18 protein-coding genes are annotated in these 23189 nt (G+C 54.7%); 3 read left to right on the top strand and 15 right to left on the bottom strand.

Annotated features, from left to right (window positions below):
• Positions 1-212 precede the first annotated feature (212 nt).
• Both ompF and JT31_RS04925 read left to right on the top strand, forming a co-directional pair.
• The gene (ompF, locus tag JT31_RS04920) at positions 213-1295 is read left to right on the top strand and encodes a porin OmpF (RefSeq protein ID WP_038473998.1); all 1083 of its coding nucleotides are present in this window, start codon (positions 213-215) and stop codon (positions 1293-1295) included.
• 185 nt (positions 1296-1480) lie between these two features.
• Positions 1481-2671, top strand: a complete 1191-nt coding sequence (locus JT31_RS04925) for an amino acid aminotransferase (RefSeq protein ID WP_038474000.1) — start codon at positions 1481-1483, stop codon at positions 2669-2671.
• Between the two features lie 64 nt (positions 2672-2735).
• Here the strand turns inward: JT31_RS04925 and JT31_RS04930 are convergent, their stop codons facing one another.
• From JT31_RS04930 to cmoM, 7 genes are all read right to left on the bottom strand, one after another.
• Positions 2736-3383: an MBL fold metallo-hydrolase gene (locus JT31_RS04930; RefSeq protein WP_038474002.1), complete on the bottom strand. Its 648-nt coding sequence runs from the start codon at positions 3381-3383 to the stop codon at positions 2736-2738.
• 39 nt (positions 3384-3422) lie between these two features.
• Complete coding sequence (locus JT31_RS04935; RefSeq protein ID WP_038474005.1) at positions 3423-3971, bottom strand: YcbK family protein; 549 nt, start codon at positions 3969-3971, stop codon at positions 3423-3425.
• Positions 3972-4155: 184 nt separating this feature from the next.
• Entirely contained in the window at positions 4156-5991 is a 1836-nt protein-coding gene (ldtD, locus tag JT31_RS04940; RefSeq protein ID WP_038474008.1) for a L,D-transpeptidase, read from the bottom strand.
• Between the two features lie 184 nt (positions 5992-6175).
• Complete coding sequence (gene mukB / locus JT31_RS04945; RefSeq protein ID WP_038474011.1) at positions 6176-10633, bottom strand: chromosome partition protein MukB; 4458 nt, start codon at positions 10631-10633, stop codon at positions 6176-6178.
• Entirely contained in the window at positions 10630-11346 is a 717-nt protein-coding gene (gene mukE, locus JT31_RS04950; RefSeq protein WP_038474013.1) for a chromosome partition protein MukE, read from the bottom strand. Before mukE ends, mukB begins: the two co-directional genes overlap by 4 nt.
• Positions 11327-12649 carry a chromosome partition protein MukF gene (gene mukF / locus JT31_RS04955; RefSeq protein ID WP_038474015.1) on the bottom strand — a complete coding sequence of 441 codons (1323 nt, stop codon included), beginning with the start codon at positions 12647-12649 and terminating at the stop codon, positions 11327-11329. The genes mukE and mukF overlap by 20 nt, the downstream gene beginning before the upstream one ends.
• A gap of 3 nt (positions 12650-12652) precedes the next feature.
• Positions 12653-13429, bottom strand: a complete 777-nt coding sequence (gene cmoM, locus JT31_RS04960; RefSeq protein ID WP_038474017.1) for a tRNA uridine 5-oxyacetic acid(34) methyltransferase CmoM — start codon at positions 13427-13429, stop codon at positions 12653-12655.
• 132 nt (positions 13430-13561) lie between these two features.
• Between cmoM and elyC the strand changes: the two genes are divergently transcribed.
• Positions 13562-14338 (top strand): envelope biogenesis factor ElyC, encoded by a 777-nt coding sequence (elyC, locus tag JT31_RS04965; RefSeq protein ID WP_038482806.1) that lies wholly within the window; start codon positions 13562-13564, stop codon positions 14336-14338.
• Here the strand turns inward: elyC and JT31_RS04970 are convergent.
• From JT31_RS04970 to ihfB, 8 genes are all read right to left on the bottom strand, one after another.
• On the bottom strand, positions 14318-15211 hold the full coding sequence (locus JT31_RS04970; protein ID WP_038474019.1) for a YcbJ family phosphotransferase: 894 nt from the start codon (positions 15209-15211) through the stop codon (positions 14318-14320). The two genes, elyC and JT31_RS04970, sit on opposite strands and share 21 nt — an antisense overlap.
• 137 nt (positions 15212-15348) lie before the next feature.
• Complete coding sequence (gene kdsB / locus JT31_RS04975) at positions 15349-16095, bottom strand: 3-deoxy-manno-octulosonate cytidylyltransferase (RefSeq protein ID WP_038474021.1); 747 nt, start codon at positions 16093-16095, stop codon at positions 15349-15351.
• Entirely contained in the window at positions 16092-16274 is a 183-nt protein-coding gene (gene ycaR / locus JT31_RS04980) for a protein YcaR (RefSeq protein ID WP_008461191.1), read from the bottom strand. Before ycaR ends, kdsB begins: the two co-directional genes overlap by 4 nt.
• Positions 16275-16322: 48 nt before the next feature.
• Positions 16323-17555: a winged helix-turn-helix domain-containing protein gene (locus JT31_RS04985; RefSeq protein ID WP_038474026.1), complete on the bottom strand. Its 1233-nt coding sequence runs from the start codon at positions 17553-17555 to the stop codon at positions 16323-16325.
• A 42-nt stretch (positions 17556-17597) separates the two neighbouring features.
• On the bottom strand, positions 17598-18581 hold the full coding sequence (gene lpxK / locus JT31_RS04990; protein ID WP_038474029.1) for a tetraacyldisaccharide 4'-kinase: 984 nt from the start codon (positions 18579-18581) through the stop codon (positions 17598-17600).
• Positions 18578-20326 carry a lipid A ABC transporter ATP-binding protein/permease MsbA gene (gene msbA / locus JT31_RS04995; RefSeq protein ID WP_038474032.1) on the bottom strand — a complete coding sequence of 583 codons (1749 nt, stop codon included), beginning with the start codon at positions 20324-20326 and terminating at the stop codon, positions 18578-18580. The genes lpxK and msbA overlap by 4 nt, the downstream gene beginning before the upstream one ends.
• Positions 20327-20363: 37 nt before the next feature.
• A complete protein-coding gene (locus JT31_RS05000) occupies positions 20364-22631 on the bottom strand; it encodes a ComEC family protein (RefSeq protein ID WP_052048972.1) in 2268 nt (755 codons plus the stop codon).
• A 201-nt stretch (positions 22632-22832) separates the two neighbouring features.
• Positions 22833-23117, bottom strand: coding sequence for an integration host factor subunit beta (ihfB, locus tag JT31_RS05005; protein WP_008461182.1), 285 nt, complete (start codon positions 23115-23117; stop codon positions 22833-22835).
• Between the last annotated feature and the right edge of the window lie 72 nt (positions 23118-23189).

The raw sequence follows: 23189 nt of genomic DNA on the forward strand, positions 1-23189 counted from the left end.
AAGTTCCCTGATATTAACATTTAGTTACACATATTTTCCTTTTGAAACTCAGTTTAGACATTTGTAGCACTTTCAGGCTAGCGAAACGGTTTCATGGATGGAAAGATGCCAGACAGATACAGAAAGACACCAAACTATCCTCAATAGTTCCGTAAAGAATTATTGACGGCAGTGGCAGGTGTCCATAAAAACCACAATGAGGGTAATAAATAATGATGAAGCGCAATATTCTGGCAGTGGTAATCCCTGCTCTGCTGGTAGCCGGTGCAGCAAACGCTGCAGAAATCTATAACAAAGACGGCAACAAAGTAGACCTGTACGGTAAAGCGGTAGGTCTGCATTACTTCGCTAAAGATAACGGTGCGAACGCTCAGGGTAACGGCGACAAAACTTACGCCCGTCTTGGCTTCAAAGGCGAAACTCAAATTAACAGCCAACTGACCGGTTACGGCCAGTGGGAATACAACTTCCAGGGTAACAACTCTGAAGGTGCTGACGCTCAGAAAGGGAACAAAACCCGTCTGGCCTTCGCGGGTCTGAAATTCGGTGATGCTGGCTCCTTCGACTACGGTCGTAACTACGGTCTGGTTTACGACGCAATCGGCGTAACCGACATGCTGCCAGAGTTCGGCGGTGACACCGGCAACAGCGACAACTTCTTCTCCGGCCGTAACGGTGGTCTCGCAACTTACCGTAACAGCGGTTTCTTCGGCCTGGTTGACGGTCTGGACTTCGGCGTTCAGTACCTGGGCAAAAACGATCGTGCTGGCAACGCAACCCGCTCTAACGGTGACGGCTGGGCAAGCTCCGCAAGCTACACCGTTGATGGCTTCGGCATCGTAGGTGCTTACGGCGCGGCTGACCGCACTAACGATCAGCAAGCCCTGACATACGGTCACGGCGCTAAAGCAGAGCAGTGGGCTACCGGCCTGAAATATGATGCGAACAACATCTACCTGGCCGCGCTGTACGGTGAAAGCCGCAACGCTACCCGTCTGACCATCAACGGTACCGATGGCTTCCTGAACAAAACTCAGGACTTCTCCGTTGTAGCACAGTACCAGTTCGATTTCGGTCTGCGTCCATCCATCGCTTACTACAAATCTAAAGCGAAAAATGTTGAAGGTATCGGCAGCGAAGATTACCTCAACTACATTGATATCGGCGCGACTTACTACTTCAACAAAAACATGTCCACCTATGTTGACTATCAGATCAACCAGATCGATAAAAACAACAAGCTGGGCGTGGGTGCAGACGACACCGTTGCTGTTGGTATCGTTTACCAGTTCTAATTTCAGCCATTTGTTTGTCTGAAATGTTTAAAAACAGGGCTTCGGCCCTGTTTTTTTATGGCAAAAAAGTAGAATAAACCCGATGTTATCGCTAACCGTCTCTTTTTGTCGCAAACGGTTGGCAATTCGTAAAACAGCAGTTAACCTGAAAGCGATTTCCCCCGATATCACTAATGGAACCCGTCATGTTTGAGAACATTACCGCTGCCCCTGCCGATCCTATTCTTGGTCTGGCCGACCTGTTTCGCGCCGACGATCGTCCAACCAAAATCAACCTCGGCATCGGGGTCTATAAGGACGAGACCGGTAAAACGCCGGTACTGACCAGCGTTAAGAAAGCCGAGCTGTATCTGCTGGAAAATGAGACCACCAAGAACTATCTGGGTATTGATGGTATTCCAGAATTTGGCCGCTGCACGCAAGAGCTGCTGTTCGGTAAAGGCAATGCCCTGATTGCCGACAAACGTGCTCGTACCGCGCAAACCCCAGGCGGTACCGGTGCGCTGCGCGTGGCCGCTGACTTCCTGGCAAAAAATACCTCAGCGAAACGCGTTTGGGTAAGCAACCCAAGCTGGCCTAACCACAAAAGCGTGTTTAACGCCGCCGGTCTGGAAGTGAAAGAGTACGCCTACTATGATGCGGAAAATCACAGCCTGGACTTTGATGGTCTGGTTGCCAGCCTGCAGGCTGCCGAAGCCGGTGACGTGGTGCTGTTCCACGGCTGCTGCCATAACCCTACCGGGATCGATCCTACCGCCGAACAGTGGAAAACGCTGGCAGAAATGTCACTGGCCAAAGGCTGGCTGCCGCTGTTTGACTTCGCCTACCAGGGCTTTGCCCGCGGTCTGGAAGAGGATGCGGAAGGCCTGCGTATTTTTGCTGCCGGCCACAAAGAGCTGCTGGTGGCGAGTTCCTATTCCAAGAACTTCGGCCTGTACAACGAACGCGTAGGCGCTTTCACGCTGGTTGCCACCGATGCCGACACCGCTGACCGTTCATTCAGCCAGGTGAAATCGGTTATTCGCGCCAACTATTCTAACCCACCTGCGCACGGTGCCTCCGTCGTGGCAACCATTCTCAGCAATGACGCGCTGCGTACCATGTGGGAACAAGAGCTGACCGACATGCGCCAGCGCATTCACCGTATGCGTCAGCTGTTTGTGAATACCCTGCAGGAGAAAGGCGCCAACCGCGACTTCAGCTTCATCATCAATCAAAACGGGATGTTCTCGTTCAGCGGCCTGACCAAAGAACAGGTGCTGCGCCTGCGCGAAGAGTTTGGCGTTTACGCCGTGGCATCCGGCCGCGTCAACGTGGCGGGCATGACCCCGGATAACATGGCGCCGCTGTGTGAAGCCATCGTGGCCGTGCTGTAAAACTACAGCCAGCAAAAAGCAAAAGAGCCGCATAAGCGGCTCTTTTTTTTACTCGAAAACATATTTACCAGACCGGCTGCTCGTCCTGTAAGAACGGATTATTCAGACGTTCGTAGCCCAGGGTAGACATCGGGCCGTGGCCGGGAATAAAGGTCACATCATCCCCCAGCGGCAGCAATTTACGCTTGATTGAATCAATCAACGCCGCGTGGTCACCGCGTGGAAAATCGCTGCGCCCCACTCCACCTTTAAAGATGACATCACCAGAAACCAGCAAACGAGAGGCCTCATCGAAGAAGACGATATGGCCAGGCGTATGCCCCGGACAATGCAACACCTGTAAAGTCACATTCCCTACGGCGACACTTTCCCCTTCGTTTAACCAGCGATCCGGCGTCAGAGGCTGACACTCGTCGAGGCCAAACATTCGGCTTTGCTGCGGCAAGCCCTGCAGCCAGAACTCATCTTCTTTTTCCGGACCCACAACCGGCGCGCCGTAATGTGCCGCCAGCTCGGCCGCCGCGCCAACGTGATCGAGATGACCGTGCGTCAGCAAAATTTGGCTAACCTTTACGCCTTTCTGAGCCACTTCCTGCTTGATACGCGCCGCATCGCCGCCGGGATCCACCAGCGCCGCCTGCTGCGTTTCCTCGCACCAAATAAGAGAACAGTTCTGGGCAAAAGCCGTGACCGGAATAATGTGATAGTTCATGCTGCTCCATTACCGGCAACAAAGCCGGATTCCGTTGTTTTACCAGTGCCTTACCGGCCCGGTATCAATATGCACAAAGTCGCTGCTGGGGTAGTATCCTACACCACCTGCGCGCATAGATAATGCCGCTTTGCGAATATTGCTTAACGAAACCCCTTCAATATGAAAATCCATCGCCTGGCCTTTGGTGTGGTAGCTTTTTTTCGCTACGCCGCGGCTGTGAGCGCGAAGTTCGTTATTGGTGTCGATGGAGCGGTAGCCAGAAATCAACTGCACCGGTTTGTTGGTACCCAACAGCCCCTGCAGGCGATAGAGTTGGTCAAACAGTGAAGGATCGATCGATTTAATCTTGTTCGCCCGGTAATCCCGAAAGAAGTGATTAAGTCTTGCTAATTCATCCTGAATATAGCCTCTGCCATCAAAAAACTCGGCTTTCAGTGACTCTCCGGTATGCAGGTTATTGAGAGTCAAAATACGCGGGCGTGGTGTCGAGAGGGTGGCAAACGACGGCAAAGGCATGAGAGCGGCACCGAAAGCCACGCCCCCCAAAGCCAGTAGCTTGCGGCGATTAGCGTCAAATTTGTCCATGATATCCAGGTCTACAGGTAATAAAATGATGGTTTAATATGCACTTTTGCGCACTGCCATCGCACCATAGCTGCCCGAATCCGGGGAGTCAAGGCACGATAAAACCCAGCAACGGCGGGCCCTGCAACGGGCCCGGCTGGGTTTTACATTTTCTACGACCACTAATTCATTAGAAATGTTGCGTTTAGCGGATTAATAACCCGGCTTTTGCGAGGTTTTGTGCGCCAGATCGCGCAGTGAGATCATAATTGTAAATATCTGTACGAAACTCGGTTCGCCCTTCTTTCCCGACAAACGCCGTCAGATAGTAGAGATTAACCGGAATGTTATGGCGGATATTCACGTATTTGGTATTCCCTTCCTGCAACGTACTGGAGATACGTGAGTCATTCCACCCGGCATCCTGCAGTAACATGTTCGCAAGCTCCGAGGCTTTATTCACGCGCACACAGCCGGAACTCAGCGCCCTTGCATCCTTCTGGAAGAGGTTATGGTTAGGCGTGTCGTGCAAATAGATGGCATCTGAACTTGGCATATTAAACTTGTAGCGCCCAAGCGAGTTCTGCGTGCCTGGTTTTTGCTGGAAGCGGAACGGCAGGTTATTCTCGGTAATCGTCGACCAGTCAACGCGCCACGGGTCAATCGTCTCAGCGTTATTGCTCCAGCCGCGGATCACGCTATAGCCGTGCTGCTCGAGGTAGCCTGGGTTCTGGCGGACCTTTGGCAAAAGATCTTTTCGGGCAAGCGTCGGCGGCACGTTCCAGGGCGGATTAACCACCACGTTATTTAACGCGCTGCTCATCATCGGGGTTTTACGATCCGGACGTCCAACGATAACGCGTGAAGCCAGCGCTTCATTGCCGTTAAGGTAGTAAACCAGCGAATAGTTAGGAATGTTCACCATAATGCCGGTATCGAGTTTGTCCGGCAGCAGCCGCAGGCGCTGAATGTTCAACGCTATCAGCGCCGCACGCTGCTGGGGCGTCACGTTAAGCCAGTCGCGCGTCAGCTGGCCAATCGCGCCGTCCGGGCCTAGCCCTTGCCACTGCTGGAAGCGTTTTACGCCGTCAACAAGGTCGCGGCCGTACACACCGCGCGCGGCGGCCTGCTGCTTTTTGCCGGCTGACGCGGGAATATCTTCAACGTTAATCGCTGACGGGCTTACCGTGACATCGGCAACGGTGGTAGAACCCGAGGCTTTATCCTGGAGCATACCTGTGCGGGCAAGGATCTCGCGCAGCGCGCCAACATCATTACTCCACTGCCCCGGTCTCAGCGTCTCTTTACCGGTTATTTGCGGCCACGGACGAGTATCACCCAACAGATGAATCAGAGACTGGTGAAGCTGAGCATATTGCGGATGCTGTGGCGCAAGGCTGTCAATAAAGTTCACCAGTGAACCCTGGTCGACGGCAACCTGCCACTGGTTAATCACCGAAAGCGGCGGCGTTTTTAACTTATAAGGCGTGCTGCTATAAAGCCAGCGATTGCCGTCAATCGGGATGCCGGAGACAAACTGCAGGTAGCCCATCATGGCATCGGACAGCACCACATCACGCGCCATACCGCTCACGCCAGGATCGGTCAGCAGTTCAACCCATTGGCTAAACTGTGGCTGGATACCGGCAATGGCGACTTCCGCCAGCTGCTGCTGAAAGGCTTTTACCGCATCGCGATTTTCCCACATTGGCTTCATGTCTCGCGCGGCGTAAAAGGCCGACAGCGCGTTGAGGTAAACCGGCGTGTAGCCCGCAGGCAATCCAGCAATAAGCTGCGAGCGGCTTTGCGCGGCAGACATGGTGGAAGTGTTGGTTGGCAACGTACCGGCCATTGTGGCCGTTGCCGTAGACTGCGCCAAAGGCTGATTGAGTTCCGTGGGCCGATCGGTCTGAAAAGCAGAGCTGTCGGAGGGAACCACGGCAGGCTCGTCGGCCTGCGCCGCAAACAGTGGAGCGAAACTGAGCGCCAGGCAGTAACCGACTGCTGACAATCGAAAATCTTTACCTTTTCTAAGCAACATCCCTTGCCCCCTGTTTATTACTGTGCTCACCGTCAAAGGCGGGAAGTATTCATCACTAGTATATAAACAGTAAAAACCATTTGCCTGACAAAATGTAAAGAAAATTAAAGATTAAGACTGTTCGTGGCAAAGAAAAAGCGGGCCGGGGCCCGCTTGATAAATTGACAATCTGGATTGCTGATTTTTACGACGCGTCTGCCGTTTCCGAACCCGGCTGCGGTTCTGGCAGTACCGGGGCAGCAAAGCCACGCAGGCCAACAACGTGAACGTGTTCGCTGTTCTGGAACACCTTACGCACCAGCTTGTAGGTGGTGCCTTTTTCCGGGCTGATGTTTTCTGGCGCCGCAATAATCAATTGCATTTCCAGTCGTTCACACAGCTCAAACAGCGTGGCGATGGACTTGGCATCCAGACGTGCGGCTTCATCAAGGAACAGCAGGCGACAAGGGGAAATGTCTTTCCCACGCAGGCGCTGAGACTCGTCTTCCCAGCTCTGCACAACCATCACCAGGATAGACATCCCGGTCCCGATAGCTTCCCCGGTAGACAGCGCCCCACTCTCCGCACGCAGCCAGCCGTCCGAGCCACGGTTTACCTCAACTTCCATTTCCAGGTAGTTACGGTAATCCAGCAGCTCTTCGCCAATGGTCTGCGGCGTGCGCTGGCCCATGTCTATCTGCGGGTTCAGGCGCTGATAAAGTTTCGCCAGCGCTTCTGAGAAGGTCAGGCGGTTGCTGTTAAACAGATCCTGATGCTGCTCATGCTGCTCGGAAAGGACGTTCAGCAGCGTAGCATGCGCCTCTCGCACGTTAACGTTAAGGCGAACGCTCTTCACCTGGCCAAAGGAGACGCTTTGCAGCCCCTGGTTAAGCATACGAATACGGTTCTGCTCACGCTGAATAGTCTTGCGAATAATGTTGGCCACGCTTCGGGAGCTGATAGCCAACTTCTGCTCGCGCGAGGTCAGCTCTTCCGTCAGGCGTCCCAGCTCAATTTCCATCTGCTCGATGGCTTCAACCGGGTCGTCGGTACGGATGATATCCTGACGGATACGCTCGCGCAGATGCTGGTAAACCGCAACGAAGAACTGAATCTTACGCTCAGGGCGCTTCGGATCTTCTGACATACGCAGTACATCGCGCAGATGTTCGTTGTCCGCAACGGCCAGGCGCAGGGCACCCAACGCTTTATCCGACATGGAACGCAGATCGTCCCCGGAGAGATAGGCCAGTTCACGACGGTGCAGGCGGCGCTCAACGCCGTTGTCTTTCACCATACGCATCACCGCGCACCAGCCCGCTTTCGCGGTCACAACCTGCTCGCGCATTTCAAAGTAGTTACGCTCAAGCTGCTTCAGTTTGCGGGTGAGGTTATTCATCTCCGCTTCGCAATAGGTCAGCTGTTTCTCAAGCTGATTACGGCGTGAACGGTTGTTGCTAAGCGCAGTATGCAGCTCATCCCGGCGCGCACGAGCCCTTTCTTCTGCCCCGGCATCGGCACGAACCCCGATATCCTGCAGCTCTTTGTGCAGATCGGTCAGCAGCTCTTTCTTGGTATCAAACGAACTTTTCAGCGACGCCATCAGCTGGCTGTACTGGCCTAGCTGCTGAGCATGCTGACGCAGCGCTTCACGGGAACGCGTACGCTCGACTTCAGCCTGTTCCAGACGCTGGCGCAGCTTCTCGTTCAGGTCGCTATTACCGTCCAGCATGGCCGCAGAATCGCTGTAGCTGAAGTGAGCGCGACGCTGCACGACTTCGGTCAGCGCAAAGGCACGCTGGCGGGCGTCACGTTGAATTTGCTGCGCGTGGGCATAATCGTCCTTCAGCTGCTCGAACTGTTCAGGATCGCTCTGCAGAACGTTGACGATACCTTCCAGCTTAATCAGCTGATTGCCGTGCTGCTGAATAAAGCGGGCAGACTCTTCGGCTTCGTCCAGGCGCTCCTGAATTTCGTCGCAGCGGTCGGCCAGCGTTTCGTCATTCAGCAGGCTAATGCGCGGCAGCAGGCGGTTAAGCTGGGCCACGCCCTCTTTCGCCAGGTCGAACTGCTGACGCTGCTGCTGATTGTCATTTTCGTGGTTGTTGATCGCCCGCTCAATTTCGCCACGGCGGCTGTTGAGGTGGCGAATTTCAGCTTCCGGATCGTCTTCAAACGCCACGCCCAGATGCTGGCCGATAAAGCGGCTAAAGGACTGGTGCAGGCGCTGGTTTTTCTGCACGTCAAAAGAGAGCGTGGCAAAACGTTCAGCAAGTGACTCCCGCTCGTTGTGCAGCGCTTCAAGACGGTTTTCACGCGCGGCACGGCCAAACAGCGGCAGTTCCGGCAGGCGCGAATAGCGCCACTGGCGTTCAGCGGTTTTGACAAGTACCGCCGCGCCCATATCTTCAACGGTGAACACGCTGTCATCGAACGAAGACGGATCCCCTTCAATCAGGTAAAGGTCTTCCGGGCAGTCTTCCAGATTTTCCAGCTGCTCGCGCACCAGGGAAAGATCCGGCACCACGATAGCGTGGCGGGATGGCCCGTAGAGCGCGGAGAAGTACGGCGCATCTTCGAGGCCGATGTCATCGTAAATTTCAGACAGCAGGACGCCGCCAAAGCGTTCGGCCAGCGCGTTGAGGCGCGGATCTTCTGCACCGCCAGGCTGGCTGAGGCGTTCGATTTCGTCATCCACGGCACGTTTACGCGCCCCGACTTCATCACGCTCAACGGTAGACTCACGTTCACGCTCCAGCAGCTGCTGCATGTACTCAGTAACCTGCTGGCTGGCTTCGAACTGCTCACCGCTTTGCTCGCACAGCTGGGAAAGGCTGGTTTGGGCTGCAATCCATCTTGGGGCACGCAGGTTCAGCGTTTTAATACTCGCCTGCAGCTGCTCAAGCTCCTGACGCAGCGCCATACGCTGCTCGCTGGCATCGGCAACGGTTTGCTGCAGCGCACCAATCCGCTCTTCTAATTCTTCATGCAGTGCTTCAAGCTCTTCAGGATCGAACTGTTTGCCCTGGCGTTTGCAGAAATCAGCCAGCAGACGTTCGGCTTCTTGCTGCTCGCGCAGGCGCTGCTCAAGCTCATTAAGGCGCATACGCAGCGGCTGAACCTGCTCGGCCAGGTGGCGCTGATTGCTGCTGTCGCGCAGCAGTTCACGCGCAGTTTCCCACGCGTCGCTACGGCTAACCGGGCCGCTTATCGCGGTCACCAGCTGATAAGCATGTTCGAACTGGCTATGAGCGGCCTGAGCCACGCTCATTTTCTGCTCAAGAGACAGCAGCTTGTCTGTCGCTTCAATCTCTTTCGCTTTGAAGGTGTCCAGCCACTCGTCGGCGCTGTCGGCGGTTAAATCCGGCAGGTGACACAGTTCACGAGCGCGCTCTAACGCCTGCAACGCCTGCTGATACTGAATCGCACGCGTCTGCTGCACGTCCAGCGCCTGCTGGTAATCGGCAAGCTGGCTTTTCAGCTCATCCACTTCCAGCTCGGCGGCTTCGGCCCGGGCTTCATTTTCTTCCTGCTGCTCGTGGGCTTCAGCCACGATTTCGTTTTGCTCTTCAAGGCGAATTTGCAGCTCGTCGAGGTCAGCTTCGTAACGCTCGATCTTCTCCTGCTGGCGAATCGCCGTTTGCACCAGGTTCAGGTGATCGCTTGCGGCCTGATAATCGGTTTCAAGATCGCCTTCGGCCCCGCTGTGCTCGCCCAGCTCACGCGCCATATCAACGTGCTTATACTGCTCGGCGGACAGCTGCTGGCGGCTGGTCAGCAGTTCGCGGCGAAACTCCAGCGCTTTATCCAGATGGATACGCCGTTCGTTGGCGTGGCGCATATAGTCCGCTGCCACGTAATCCGTCGCTTCCGAAATCAGGTGTTTGAACAGGTCGCGGTCGGACTGGGTAACGCGAATTGCTTCCAGCGTCATGCGGTTTTCACGCAGCGCCGCCTCCATGTCCTGGAAGGCTTTACGCACGCCGCCGTTTTCCGGCAACAGATAGTCACGCAGGGAGCGGGTAATCGCGCTGGAAATCCCGCCGTACAGCGAGGCTTCAATCAGGCGATAGTATTTACTGCGGTCTGCGGCACTGCGCAGGCGACGTGCCACGATGCCCAGATCGAACATCAGCGAGTGGTAGTCGGTGATGGAGTTAAACTGCTTGAACTGCACGCCTTCAATGGCTTCAACTTTGTCCTTCAGCTCCTGCAGGCTGAGCACGCGAGCCTGTCGCTCGTTCAGCGTTTCGGTCAGCAGTTGAGTCGGCTGAATAGAGGTCGGCAGGCCCTGAATAGCAAAAGGTTTGATGTCGACTTTACGATCGCGCCCGGCAACCTGCTGCAGGCGAACGCCTACCACAACGCGCTGATGGCGGGAGTTGATCACGTCCAGCGTGGAGTAACACACGCCGGCTTTAAGCTTACCGTGCAGACCTTTATCGCGAGAGCCCGAGGTGGCACCGGCTTCGGTGGTGTTACGGAAGTGCAGCAGGGTTAAATCCGGGATAAGCGCCGTGACGAAGGCCGCCATGGTGGTGGATTTACCCGCGCCGTTACCGCCGGAAAGCGTGGTGACCAGCTCGTCGAGATCGAAGGTGCGGGCGAAGAAACCGTTCCAGTTAACCAGCGTCAGCGAGCGAAATTTTCCGCGTTCAATCATTCCTGTTCATCCTCCGCGTTATCTAGTCCTGGTTGTGGCTCATCGCTTTCATCGTTGAGCTGCAGGCGGCTTTCCACCGCCATGGCTTCGCCGTCGCGAATCATGCGCAGCTGGGCTTCACGCGGGTCATCGCCGCTACGCACATCGGCGCCGAAGCGGAAGACCGACTCGGTGATGCGGAATTTGCTGCTGTCATGGCCCATAAACCAGATCATGCCGAGGCGGCGCAAACGGGTCAGAGAGGCGCGGACTTTCTCCTGCAGTTTCTGACGGTCGAGATCGGAGCCCGTAGAGCGGTTATTCACCAGCTTCAGCAGCTTGTTTTCATCCGCCAGCGTCAGCAACTCGTCGTACAGCTCCTGCTGAGTAAAGATGCCTTCGTTGGCCAGACGTTCCGGGCTGAGGTAGAGATAACAAAGGATTTTACCGACCATCATGTCCAACTCGGAGAGCACCGAACGCGGAATGAGCGTGGTGGAGCGAGGACGCAGATAGAAAAAACCTTCCGGCGCGCGAATCAACTCAACGTTGTAGCGCGCGTAAAACTCTTCCAGATATTCCTGGAAATCCATCAAAAAGGCGTGATTGTCCAGCTCTTCGAGGCCAATGTGGCGCCCGGCGCGCAGCTGACTGTCGAGCGCAGGAAAGAGAGGATTGGCCAGCGCCTGTGCCAGTTTAACCGGCATCACTTGTTCAATATTTGTTGATGACATGCGCCTGTACCTTGGCTCCGTAATCGTTAATGGTTTGCCACTTCGCCGGCAATCCTGTGAAATCCGCTTCCGCTACGCCCAGACGTACCGCCTGGTCTACAACAATACGTGCAACGTCGAAATGACGTGCGCGTGGGTATTGCACGAGGTAGTCACGCACTACAACCCCCAAATCAAGGGGCACTTGCTTCGTTTTGTAGACCTGCAGCGCCGCTTCAATCAGCGCCGCCAGCTGTTCACGAATTTCGTTAAATTCTTCAAACTCGAGCTCGTTAGGCAACTCGCCCGTCACTTCTTCATCACGCAGCGCCATCTCTTCATCACGCATATCCAGCAGACGATCGGCGCTGGAATAGGTCAGCGCCCATGGCGCATCGAAGTAATTTTGTACCGACTGGCGAAGGCGTTGAGCAAAGACGCGGTTTTTATCCATATCGATAGCGGTACGGATAAATTTATGCACGTGGCGGTCATAGCCTATCCACAGGTCGATAGCTTGCTGACCCCAGCTGATAATGCGGTCGAGTTTGCTTTGCAGGTCAAACACCAGGCGATCAACAAAGTGAAGGTCGTCGCGCCCCAGGGTAGAGTCCTGCACTCGCAGCAGATTTGCCTGCAGCTTATCCCCCGCGGCCTCCAGCGTATCCTGCAGTTCACGCAGCGTGCCGGATGTCTCCGACAGCAGCAGCTCACAGCTCGAAATGGCCGCACGCCAGTCTTTGTTCAACAGTTGGGCAATGTCATCTTTTACCTGCTGCTGCTGTTCGTCCATGATGCGTTGGGTAAGATCGATGCTGTCAAAGATCTCCGCCACGGAATATTTCAGCGGCGCGTAAACGTTACGGTGCCAGTGGAACTCGTCGCCATTTTCATCCGCAGCGTCAGCGGCGCGTTTAAGCTCACCCGCAACGATAGAAAGCTGCATAGACAGGCGCAGCGTGGAAAACTCGCGCTGGCGAATGTAGTAGTCGGTAATGCCGATACCCAGCGGCGTCAGGCGATAAATAGCGTTGCCTTCGGTTAGCTCGCTTACGAAGCGGTTAAGCAGGCGCTGGCGTACCATATCGTTGATGGCGTTATTGGCGCGCACGTTGATGGTTTCGCTGGTTTGTTCAAAACCGTCGCTCACGTGGCGAAACGCATCAATGAGTTCTCCCTCGCTCAGCTCACCGTCAAGACGCTCGCCGTTTAAGGTGGCAACGGCCAGCAAAAACGTCAGGCGCTCGGTGGGCAGCGAAATCGAAAAATCATTTTTCCTGGCCCAGGCAACCAGTTCAGGCACTGTCTGGGAAAAATCACTCATAATTTATCCTTGGCTCTGCGGCTTAAACGCGGTTACGTGAATATAGCGGCCGAGACTGATAAACGGCTCCTGCCGGCAATAACGCGTCTCCAGCGTCAGCAAATCGTCAAAACCATCTCGTTGTTTGTGTTTATCTCGCAGGTAGTCGTGGAACACCCGCACGCCGGTTTTACCGGTAATTTGCCAGCCAATTTGCTCCAGCCAGTGGTAAACCTGTTCTGGCTGCAGCGGATTGTCGGGCGAAAGGGTTTTGCGCTTATTTTTTTTCATCCCCTGCAGCACATATTCGAAGTTCCCGACGAACATGTTTCGCATCAGCAGGCCGTTTGCATTGTAGAACATTAGCGACAAAGTGCCGCCGGGACGCAAACAATCCCAAAGCGCTTTTAGCACGGCCTGAGGGTCAGTGACCCACTCGAGCACCGCATGAAACAATATCAGATCAACCGGGCTTTCCAAACGTTGGGCCATATCCTGAGCGGCAGATTGTACAAAATGCATGTTGTCGCTCACACCTTTATCCTGGGCGAGCATTTTTGCACGTGCAATCATCCCGGCGGACACATCACAAAGCACAACTTCATGACCCCGCTCGGCAAATCGGGTCGCCGTTTGCCCTTCCCCTCCGCCGGCATCCAGCACCCTTATGGCTGCAGGTTGGGTAGCAAGAAAAGCATCCAGATCCTGCCAGAGGATCGCCTGCCGCAACTGGCCTTTGGTTGTGCCATAGATATTGTGCGAAAACTTCTCGGCAATATCGTCAAAATTGCGGTCACCCATGGGTACAGCTCCGTGGCAAAAGAGGTCATCTGACAAAACCGCTATTTTGGCACAGCCGGGACGAGAATGAACCCATCTGGTGTAATATCACAGGCGTTTACCTGCCGGATGGTTAAAAAGGATCCGAAATTCATGCTTTTTATACTGAAAAAAATCATTGGCGGGATGTTGCTGCCCCTGCCTTTCCTGCTGTTGACCATGGGCGTTAGCCTGGCGCTGCTGTGGTTTACCCGCTGGCAGAAAACGGCCAAAGGATTACTTACCGCAAGCTGGCTGGTGCTTTTCCTGATTAGCCTGCAGCCCGTTGCCGACTGGATGTTAAAACCTATTGAAGACACTTACGCCACTCGCCAGCAGGGTGATAACGCGCGCTACATCGTGGTGCTGGGCGGCGGCTATACGTGGAACCCGGACTGGGCTCCCAGCTCCAACCTGATCAACAACAGTTTACCGCGACTCACCGAAGCGATTCGTCTGAAACAGCTGAATCCAGGGGCAAAACTTATCTTTACCGGAGCCAGGGCGATGACCAATGCCGTTAGCACGGCGGAGGCCGGTGCCAGGGTTGCGGAAAGTCTTGGGATTTCCAGAGAGGACATCATCACCCTCGATTCCCCCAAAGATACTGAAGAGGAAGCGCACGCCGTGGCGAAGCTGATAGGCCAGCAGCCGTTTATCCTGGTGACATCCGCTTCGCATCTTCCACGCGCGATGATCTTCTTCACCCAAGCCGGGCTACATCCGCTCCCGGCACCGGCCAATCAGCTGGCGATAACCTCTCCGCTTAATCCGTGGGAGAAGGCTATCCCCGACTCGGTATGGCTGATGCACAGCGAGCGCGTGGGCTATGAAACGCTGGGACGCATCTGGCAATGGCTGAAAGGCTCCTCAGGAGAGCCAGGGCAGTAGCGACTTCGACGCATTATCAAAGACCGGCCGGTTCAAACGGCCGGTTTGCAACAGCTGAGCCACCTCATCCCACAATACATACAGCCAGCGCCGCCACAGGAAAGACTCGGCTACCGGCGCGCGCTGCAGGTAGTGCCAAAGCAAACCCTCGGCCTGGCCCGGCTCAGCGAGGCGAAACAGTTCATATTCCCGCGGAGCCCATAGCATCACGCCGGGGTTCACCATCGCCAGCAGCTGATCGCTACGCGAATCCTTGAGCATACTGCGAAGGGAGAAGTTGCCGTGGATCAGCACGCAATTATCGCTAAAATCCTCGAACATTCGCGGCAGGCACTCACGGGTGCGAAACAGGATGCGTTTATCCTGCATCGTTAACCCCGTGTTCTGGTACTGATTGAGCGTGCTCCAGAGCACCTCTACCCGCTGGCGATACCAGTGCGGCCAGATATTTTCCTGTGTACTGTCCACATTGCCTACACAGCCGCTGCTGTCCACGCGATGCCAGGCAAGCAGGCCTTCAACAATCTGATCTTTCAGCTGCTCCCAGCGATTGGGCGTGCGGGTTGGTGCTTCGCCGGGAACGCCGCGCAGACGCTCCATCAGCAGAACATCCGGTCCAGGATGTTCTTCGTGAGTGAGCACGCCGTAAACCACCGGCATTCTCACCGTACCGGAACGCGCCAGCATCGACATTTTCCACGCCAGCTGTGCCGCCAGGCCCGGCGAGGTAAAGCTTTTAGCCAGTAACGGCATGGCATGACCGCCGCTGTCGTAGAGCGACCAAAGCGCAGTTTCCGCATGCTCGCTAATGCACTCAATACGGCTTAGCTTCTCACCCAGCAGGTGGCTTAACTCCTTACGCAGCAATTCCATACCGATTTCCCCTGGTAATACTGTTGATTTAATAATGAGCGCACCAGGCGAAGTTGTCACCACTCCAGATCAACTGGATTTCAGAAAAAGAAAAACCGGCCTGTTTAGCCGGTTTTATGCTTCGCGCAGAAGGTGAATTAACGCATCGCGAGACGAACGCGCTCCAGATCTTCCGGGGTATCCACGCCAATGCTCGGGATGGCTTTCGCCACGGCAACGTGAATTTTTTCGCCGTTCCACAAGACGCGAAGCTGCTCAAGCATTTCGATTTGCTCGAGCTGGCTCGGCTCCCAGCTGACATAGCGGCGGATAAAACCGGCGCGGTAGCCATAAATGCCGATGTGACGCAGGAAGGTATCGCCAATCTGTTCGCGGGAAGCGGCAAAGCGTTCACGATCCCACGGAATTGTTGCGCGTGAAAAATAGAGCGCATAGCCCTGTGCATCCATGACGACCTTAACCGCATTTGGGTTAAACGCTTCTTCGGCTGATTCGATAGGCACCGCAAGCGTCGCCATACCGGCTTTACTGTTAGCGACGTTGTTCGCAACCTGCTGAATAATCACCGGCGGGATCATTGGCTCGTCACCCTGCACGTTCACAATAACCGTGTCATCGCTGAAACCACATTTCTCGATAACCTCAGCCAGACGTTCGGTTCCGGACTGGTGATCGGGGCTGGTCAGGCAAACTTCTCCACCTGCCGCTTCGACAACGCGAGCAACTTCCGAATGATCGGTCGCGACGATAATACGCTCAGCGCCGGATTCACGAGCGCGATCCAGCACATGCAGGACCATCGCTTTACCGTTGATGTCTTTTAAAGGTTTACCCGGCAGGCGCGTGGACGCATAGCGTGCGGGAATAATGGCGACAAAACTCATGGATTGGTCTCGTCTGAAGTCAGCGTACGGGCTTCACTTTCCAGCAAAACGGGAATACCGTCACGCAGCGGGTAGGCCAGGCCATCCGGCTTGCAGATAAGCTCTTGCTTTTCCTGATTATAGTAGAGCTTGCCGTTACAGACCGGGCAGGCAATGATTTCAAGTAAACGACTTTCCATAATTACTCCAGATGAGTGCCATCAACGGCACCAGAATAGCATAAATGACTAGCCCGCCGGGGCCATTTCCCAGCCTGTTCCCCAGCTTTCTCTCAGTTCTGCAGGCAGGACGCCGAAGGTAAGATGCGTAGCCGATTGCCAGCGTGCAAAATCGCTCAGCGCGCCACGCAGGCCTGCCTGCAAAGAGTCTGTCACCTTAATGCCCTCTTCAAGGTAGAGGCTTATCACCTCCAGTTCGCCCTGCTTGCGGTGCATTTTGGCATCCATCCTGCCGACCAGCACACCTTTATGCAGCAGCGGCAGAACAAAGTAGCCAAAGCGGCGTTTTTCCGCGGGGGTATAACATTCGAGGCGGTAAGAAAAGTTAAACAGCGCCTCGGCTCTGCGGCGATCCCAAACCACCGGGTCAAACGGTGACAGCACCGCGCTGTGGGTGGCATTAAGCTGATTTTGCTGCGCTTTCTCCAGCTGTGGCAACAGCGAATGATGCACCAGCATCTCGCCCAGCTTATCAACCTGAACGCGAATAACATTGCCCGATAAGAGCCAGGCTTCAACCAGGGGCTTTAAGGCCAGATTTTTCAGCCGATAGTAATCCGCCAGCCATTCAGGGCGAAAGATCCCTAAGCTACGGGCGCTGTTTTCAAGCATCTGTCGCTCAGCCTCAGCTTGGCTAACAAGATGCAGGGCATCGTCCCAGTGCGGCATAACCCGATGGGTTAAATCATAAACGCGCTGGAAGTTTCGCCGCCCGGTAACCATAACCTCCCCGGCGGTAAACAGCCCTTCGAGGTGTTTTTTCTGCGGCTTCCATTCCCACCAGCCGCCTGCGCCTTTACGCGGATGTTCAAAGTCGGCGGAGCGTACAGGGCCGTTCTCTGCGATATAAGCGAGTAACTGCCTGATGTCTTCCGCATGCTCTTTCATCCACTCAGGACGGTATTTCCAACCCATGTTTTCCGGGCTCAGCATTCGGTGGCGGATAAGCGAAAAATCTTTTTTCGGCAGGAAACAGGCTTCATGGGCCCAGTATTCAATCAGCTCGCCGTTTGCCAGCGCCCCATCTAACCAGCCGGGTTCAAAGTGCCCAAGGCGGCTGAATAACACCAGATACGGACTGCGGGCTACGATATTGATGGTATCAATCTGGAGCAGCGACATGCGGGAGATAGCGTCGGCAACGTCAGAGGGACGCGCCCGGCGGCGAGGTTTTTGCAGCAGCCCCTGGGCCGCAAGGTGCAGATTCCGGGCTGCTCGTAATGAAAGTTGCACAACGGTCATGGCACACCTGTAATCAGCGAACAAATAACCGGTGCCGCAAAACTAACGCACCAGCCCCAATAACTCCTTGAGCAGCGTTTCAGCGAGGGGTGAATCTAGCTGCGCATCGACCGGCAAATACCACCAGTTTGCATGCCCTTCGGCGAAGGCACGGCATTTCACCGCATCTTTTTCCGTCATCATTACCGTTTGGTTAGCCGGCGCAATATTCAGCATATCCTGTTCGGTAATCGCCTGGTGATCGGCCAGCGCAACGGTTTTTACCGGCGTGATGCCGGCCTGTTCCAGCGTAGCAAAGAAACGCGGTGGATGGCCGATACCGGCCATAGCCACAACGTCGCTGAAATCCGCCAACGGGCGACGCTCACCGCTGAGAACGTTAATGGCAAGCCCTGGTTTAAGACGCATGGCAATTTCACCAGCCAGAGATTCACCGCCGTTAACGATAACGGCATCTACGCTGCGCAGGCGCCCTGCTCTTTCGCGCATTGGCCCTGCGGGTAACCACCAGCCGTTACCAAAACGACGTACGCCGTCGATAACAACAATTTCTTTATCACGAGCCAGGGCGTAATGCTGCAAACCATCGTCGGTGATAATAATTTGCGGAGCCGCAGACTTCAGCAAGGCTTTCACAGCCTCGCTGCGTTTTGGGGCAACGGCGACCGGCGCACCGGTACGCTGGAAGATAAGCACTGGCTCATCCCCGGCTTCAGAAGGTGTAGTTTGTGCGTTAAGCACCAGAGGATAAGCGGCGGCTTTGCCACCGTAACCACGAGACACCACGCCCACGCGAACGCCACGCTGCTGCAGTTGCTCTACAAGCCAGATGACGACCGGCGTTTTTCCGTTGCCGCCCGCCGTCAGGTTCCCAACCACAACAACAGGCACCGGAGCACGCCAGGAGGTACGCAAGCCTATGCGATAAGACAGGCGGATAGCGCCGCTGACCAGGCCATACAGCCAGGAAAGCGGCAACAGCAGCAGGTAGAGAGGCGATTTTCCCGACCAGATACGCTCTATCATTCGCCGAATTGCATCTTATGCAGCTGGGCGTAAACCCCGCGATGAGCCAGCAGCTCCTGGTGAGGGCCACGCTCAACGATGCGGCCATCTTCCACCACCACGATTTCGTCCGCCTGCTCGATAGTGGACAGACGGTGGGCGATAACCAGTGAAGTACGGTTTTTCTGCAGTTCATCCAGCGCGGCCTGGATAGCGCGTTCGGACTCGGTATCAAGCGCAGAGGTCGCTTCATCCAGAATCAGGATTGGGCTATCACGCAGCAGCGCACGGGCGATAGCGATACGCTGGCGCTGACCGCCGGAAAGCAGCACGCCGTTTTCACCAATCACGGTATCAAGCCCGTTATCCATCTTGCTGATGAAGTCCATGGCGTAGGCCATACGTGCGGCCTTTTCGATATCTTCGCGCGAAAACTGCTCGGTGCGAGCGTAGGCAATGTTATTGGCGATAGTGTCATTGAACAGATGAACGTTCTGGGAGACTAACGCAACCTGGTTACGCAGCGAGGCAAGGGTATACTCGCGGATGTCCTGACCATCAATCAGAATACTGCCTTTTTCCTGCTCGTAGAAACGGGTGATCAGGCTGGCAATCGTCGATTTACCGGAGCCAGAACGCCCAACCAGAGCAACGGTTTTGCCTGCCGGAATGATCAGGTTGATGTCACGCAGGGCCGGAACATCACGCCCTGGATAGGTGAAAGTAACATCGCGGAATTCAACATCGCCTTTAGAGCGTTCGATAACCAGTTTGCCACTGTCTTTTTCCTGCTCGGAATCGAGGATAGAGAACAGCGTCTGGCAGGCGGCCATTCCGCGCTGGAACTGGGCGTTAACGTTAGTCAGCGACTTCAGCGGGCGCATCAGCGCAATCATGGAAGAGAAGACGACCGTGATGGTCCCTGCAGTGAGCGTTTCCATCACGCTTGGGAAGCTTGCGGCATACAGCACAAAGGCTAAAGCGAATGAAGCAATCAGCTGAATAATCGGGTCAGAAATAGAGGAAGCAGAAACCAGCTTCATCCCCTGGTTACGCATGCGGTTACTGACCTTGTCGAAGCGTTCGGTTTCCACCTGCTGGCCGCCGAAGATGAGCACTTCTTTATGGCCCTTCAGCATCTGCTCGGCGCTGGTTGTCACCTGCCCCATGGTGTTTTGCATATTTTTACTGATATTGCGGAAGCGCTTAGAAACAAAGCGAATAGCAAACGAGACGATTGGGGCCAGCACGATTAAAATCACCGACAGCTGCCAGCTGTACCAGAACATCAGCACAAACAGGCCAATGATAGAGGCGCCTTCACGCACCACGGTTATCAGCGCGCTTGAGGAAGAAGAAGCCACCTGTTCGGAATCGTAGGTAATGCGCGACAGCAGCGTCCCCGTAGATTGCTGATCGAAGAAGGCGACAGGCATGCCCATCATATGGCTGAACAGACGACGACGCATGTTCATGACCACCATTCCCGATACCCATGAAATGCAGTAGCTGGAGACATAGCTTGTGATGCCACGCAGCACCATCAGGGCAATAACGGCCAGCGGCATCCATATCAGCACTGACGAGTCCGTTTTACCAAAACCATCATCCAGTAATGGTTTAAGCAGCGAAAGCATGTAGGTATCGCTCGCAGCATTAAGGATTAACGCTATCCCAGCCACAATCAGACCCGTTCTAAATGGGGATATCATCGGCCAGAGCCGGCGGAAAGTCTGCCACGTGGAGAGATCTTTATCGTTCTGCATTAAGTCGAACCAGCCTTTTATGAAATAGCCGCATATTCTACCCATTATCACGGGTGACGCCAAACCACTGATGATACCAACGGCGCAATATTTGTTCTCTAAAGCCAGAGATTTGCCATTTATCACCCTTTATTTCAATTGTCAGCTGCCCTGACTGCGCGGTGTCGTGCCATTGATAACCGTATTTTCGGTAGAGATCGATTATCTTTGGCGACGGTAACCTCCAGGCGTTATAGCGCGAAGTTGAAGCCAGCGCCATGCGACCGGACACCGCCCGGAGCAGCGGCCCGCTGGATGATGTTCGGCTTCCGTGATGAGGAACCTGCAAAATATCGGCTTTTAACGTTTGCCAGCGCTTTCTTAGCATAGCCAATTCTGCACTTGCCTCTATATCTCCCGTCAGCAACAGGCTAAAGCCACCCAGGCTGACCTTCACTACGCAGGAGCGATAATTTCCGGTTCCCTCATACCCTTCCGGTGGCCACAGAACATCGAACTGAATCCCCTGCCACTGCCATTGTTGGGGGCGAAAGCAGCGTTCATGCCCTTTCCAGCGCAAAGGGCTACGAATACTTAGCGCCGGCCACTGCTGCTGAAGGCTTTTTAGTCCGCCAATATGGTCAAGATGTTCGTGGCTGACAATCACCTGCTCAGGCTGCAGGTTACGCCATTTTAACCACGGAATAATCACGGCTCTTGCCGCATCACCGCCTGGCCATGCATTTCCCGTGTCGTAAAGTAATGCCTTCCCTTCTCGTTCGATAACAACCGCGAGTCCATGCCCGACATCAAGCATATGAACGGCCCAGCTATTGGCATCGTTTTTACGCCAAAAAGGAAACGTCATTAAAAGCAGCACCGTTGCCACCGTTACAGAAGAACTTCGCCAAACGCCTGTCCGCCACACCATCACGGCCCACCAGGCAATGAACGCCAAAAATTGATAGCGGCGATCCACCTCCCTCCAGCCTTGAGGTAAACCGACCAAAAGTGCAAATACGCCTGCCAGCGATTTATCCGCCAGAGACCAAATCCACTCGCCAATCCCCGGTAACTCCCCAAATACCATTCCAGCCAGTATCAAAGGAACGCTAACGAACGTAATCAAAGGCACGGCGAAGAGATTGGCTGCCAGCGAGGTCAGGCTTACGCCGTGAAATAAAACCACCTGAAGTGGAATAAGCAGTAACGTGACGCCCGTTTGTAGGTAAAGCAGATCGACAAAAGGCCGAAGCCAGCGATTGATGGCCATACGCGGCAGCGGCACCCACTGATACCAAAAGATAAGCCCGCAGACCGCAAGAGCAGACAGCCAAAAACTCTCCGCCAAAATAGCCAGCGGTTCACTAAACACAATGCCGGCCACACAGCAAAGCAGGACTTCCCACGAGGACCACTTTCTGCCGCTAAGACGTAGCACCAGCCAGATCCCCATACCGACCAGGGTTCTTACGGCAGGAGGATTCATGCCCGACAGCCAGGTATAAAATAGCGCGATGCTAAAGCTCATTAACAGGGGAAAACGATAGCCGATCAGGAAGGTCGGTAGGCAAAACTGTAGCGCCCGCGCAAACAGCCAGCCAATGCCCCCGGCTAACGCAATGTGCAAGCCAGAAATTGCCATGAGATGCGCGGTGCCGGTGTAACGCATAATTTTTTTGACATCATCGCTAACGTCTATCCGCTCACCAAACCCCAGGGCAATAATGACGCCCTGCCATGGCAGATGCGCAGTGGCGTTTTTGGCTCGCTGTAGCCATTTCCCGCGAAGATTACAGCGTTCGGATAAGAGGTTGGCCTTCAGCACGCTGCCGTTAAACGGCAGAAGCTGTGAAAGCGCGTAACGCTGACCATTAAAACCACCCTCGTTAAGCTGCGAATGAACCGGGCGAAGCCTTAGCGTCATCTGCCAGATCTGCCCTTCGCAGGCGGACTCAGGCAGATTGCTATTTCTTAATACCACGCCAGGCGCAGGAAACAGATAGCGCTGGTCCAGCTTCACTATCTGTATCTCATGCCGTTTTTCACCATCGCTGCGCGTAATTCTCACCTGGGCAGTCAGCGGTTTTTGCCCAAAATCAGCAAACACGTCCAGCATTTGCCTCGCGGCCAGAAGGCTCCAGCTCAGTAATAGAAGGTACAGCACCAGATAACGTACCCAGCGCAGGCGACCAAACATTCCGGCCAACCCCAGAGCAATAGCCAGAAGCAGAAGAATGCCATCTCTTTCCGGGATAACCGGTAGCCATAGCAGAGGAAGAGAACTAAACAGAACGGCGCCGGCAACCGTGGGTATTGAAAACACATCCACCTCCTTGTTACAGGCAGTGTGCGCCAGTCTTGTTGTAGAGTCAGAAAGTTATCAGGAGAATACGAGATGGATTGGGCAACTTACGCCAGGTAAACAACGTTGCGCTGCCGTTGTGGATAACGGCTCGCAAAATAGCGGTACAGGCAAAAAAAATGGCACCTCATATGAGGTGCCATTTCTGCTAAATCTAAAGAATTAGCCATAAATATTGGCGCGGTCACGCAACTCTTTACCTGGCTTAAAGTGCGGAACGTATTTACCTTCCAGATCCACTTTGTCGCCGGTTTTTGGGTTACGTCCGGTGCGAGGAGCGCGATAGTGTAAGGAGAAACTGCCGAAACCCCGGATTTCAATACGTTCACCCTCGGCGAGCGTAGAGGCCATATGCTCCAGCATTTCTTTCACCGCATCTTCTACCGCTTTTGCAGGGATGTGAGATTGCTGGGTTGCAAGTCTTTCGATCAATTCTGACTTGGTCATGATTCCTCCGGTTTCCATTCAGGAAAATTAGCTTACAGCTCTCAATCGAACAAGGGCGGCCGAAGCCGCCCT

Source organism: Cedecea neteri (assembly GCF_000757825.1).
In the GTDB taxonomy this organism is placed as follows: domain Bacteria; phylum Pseudomonadota; class Gammaproteobacteria; order Enterobacterales; family Enterobacteriaceae; genus Cedecea; species Cedecea selenatireducens.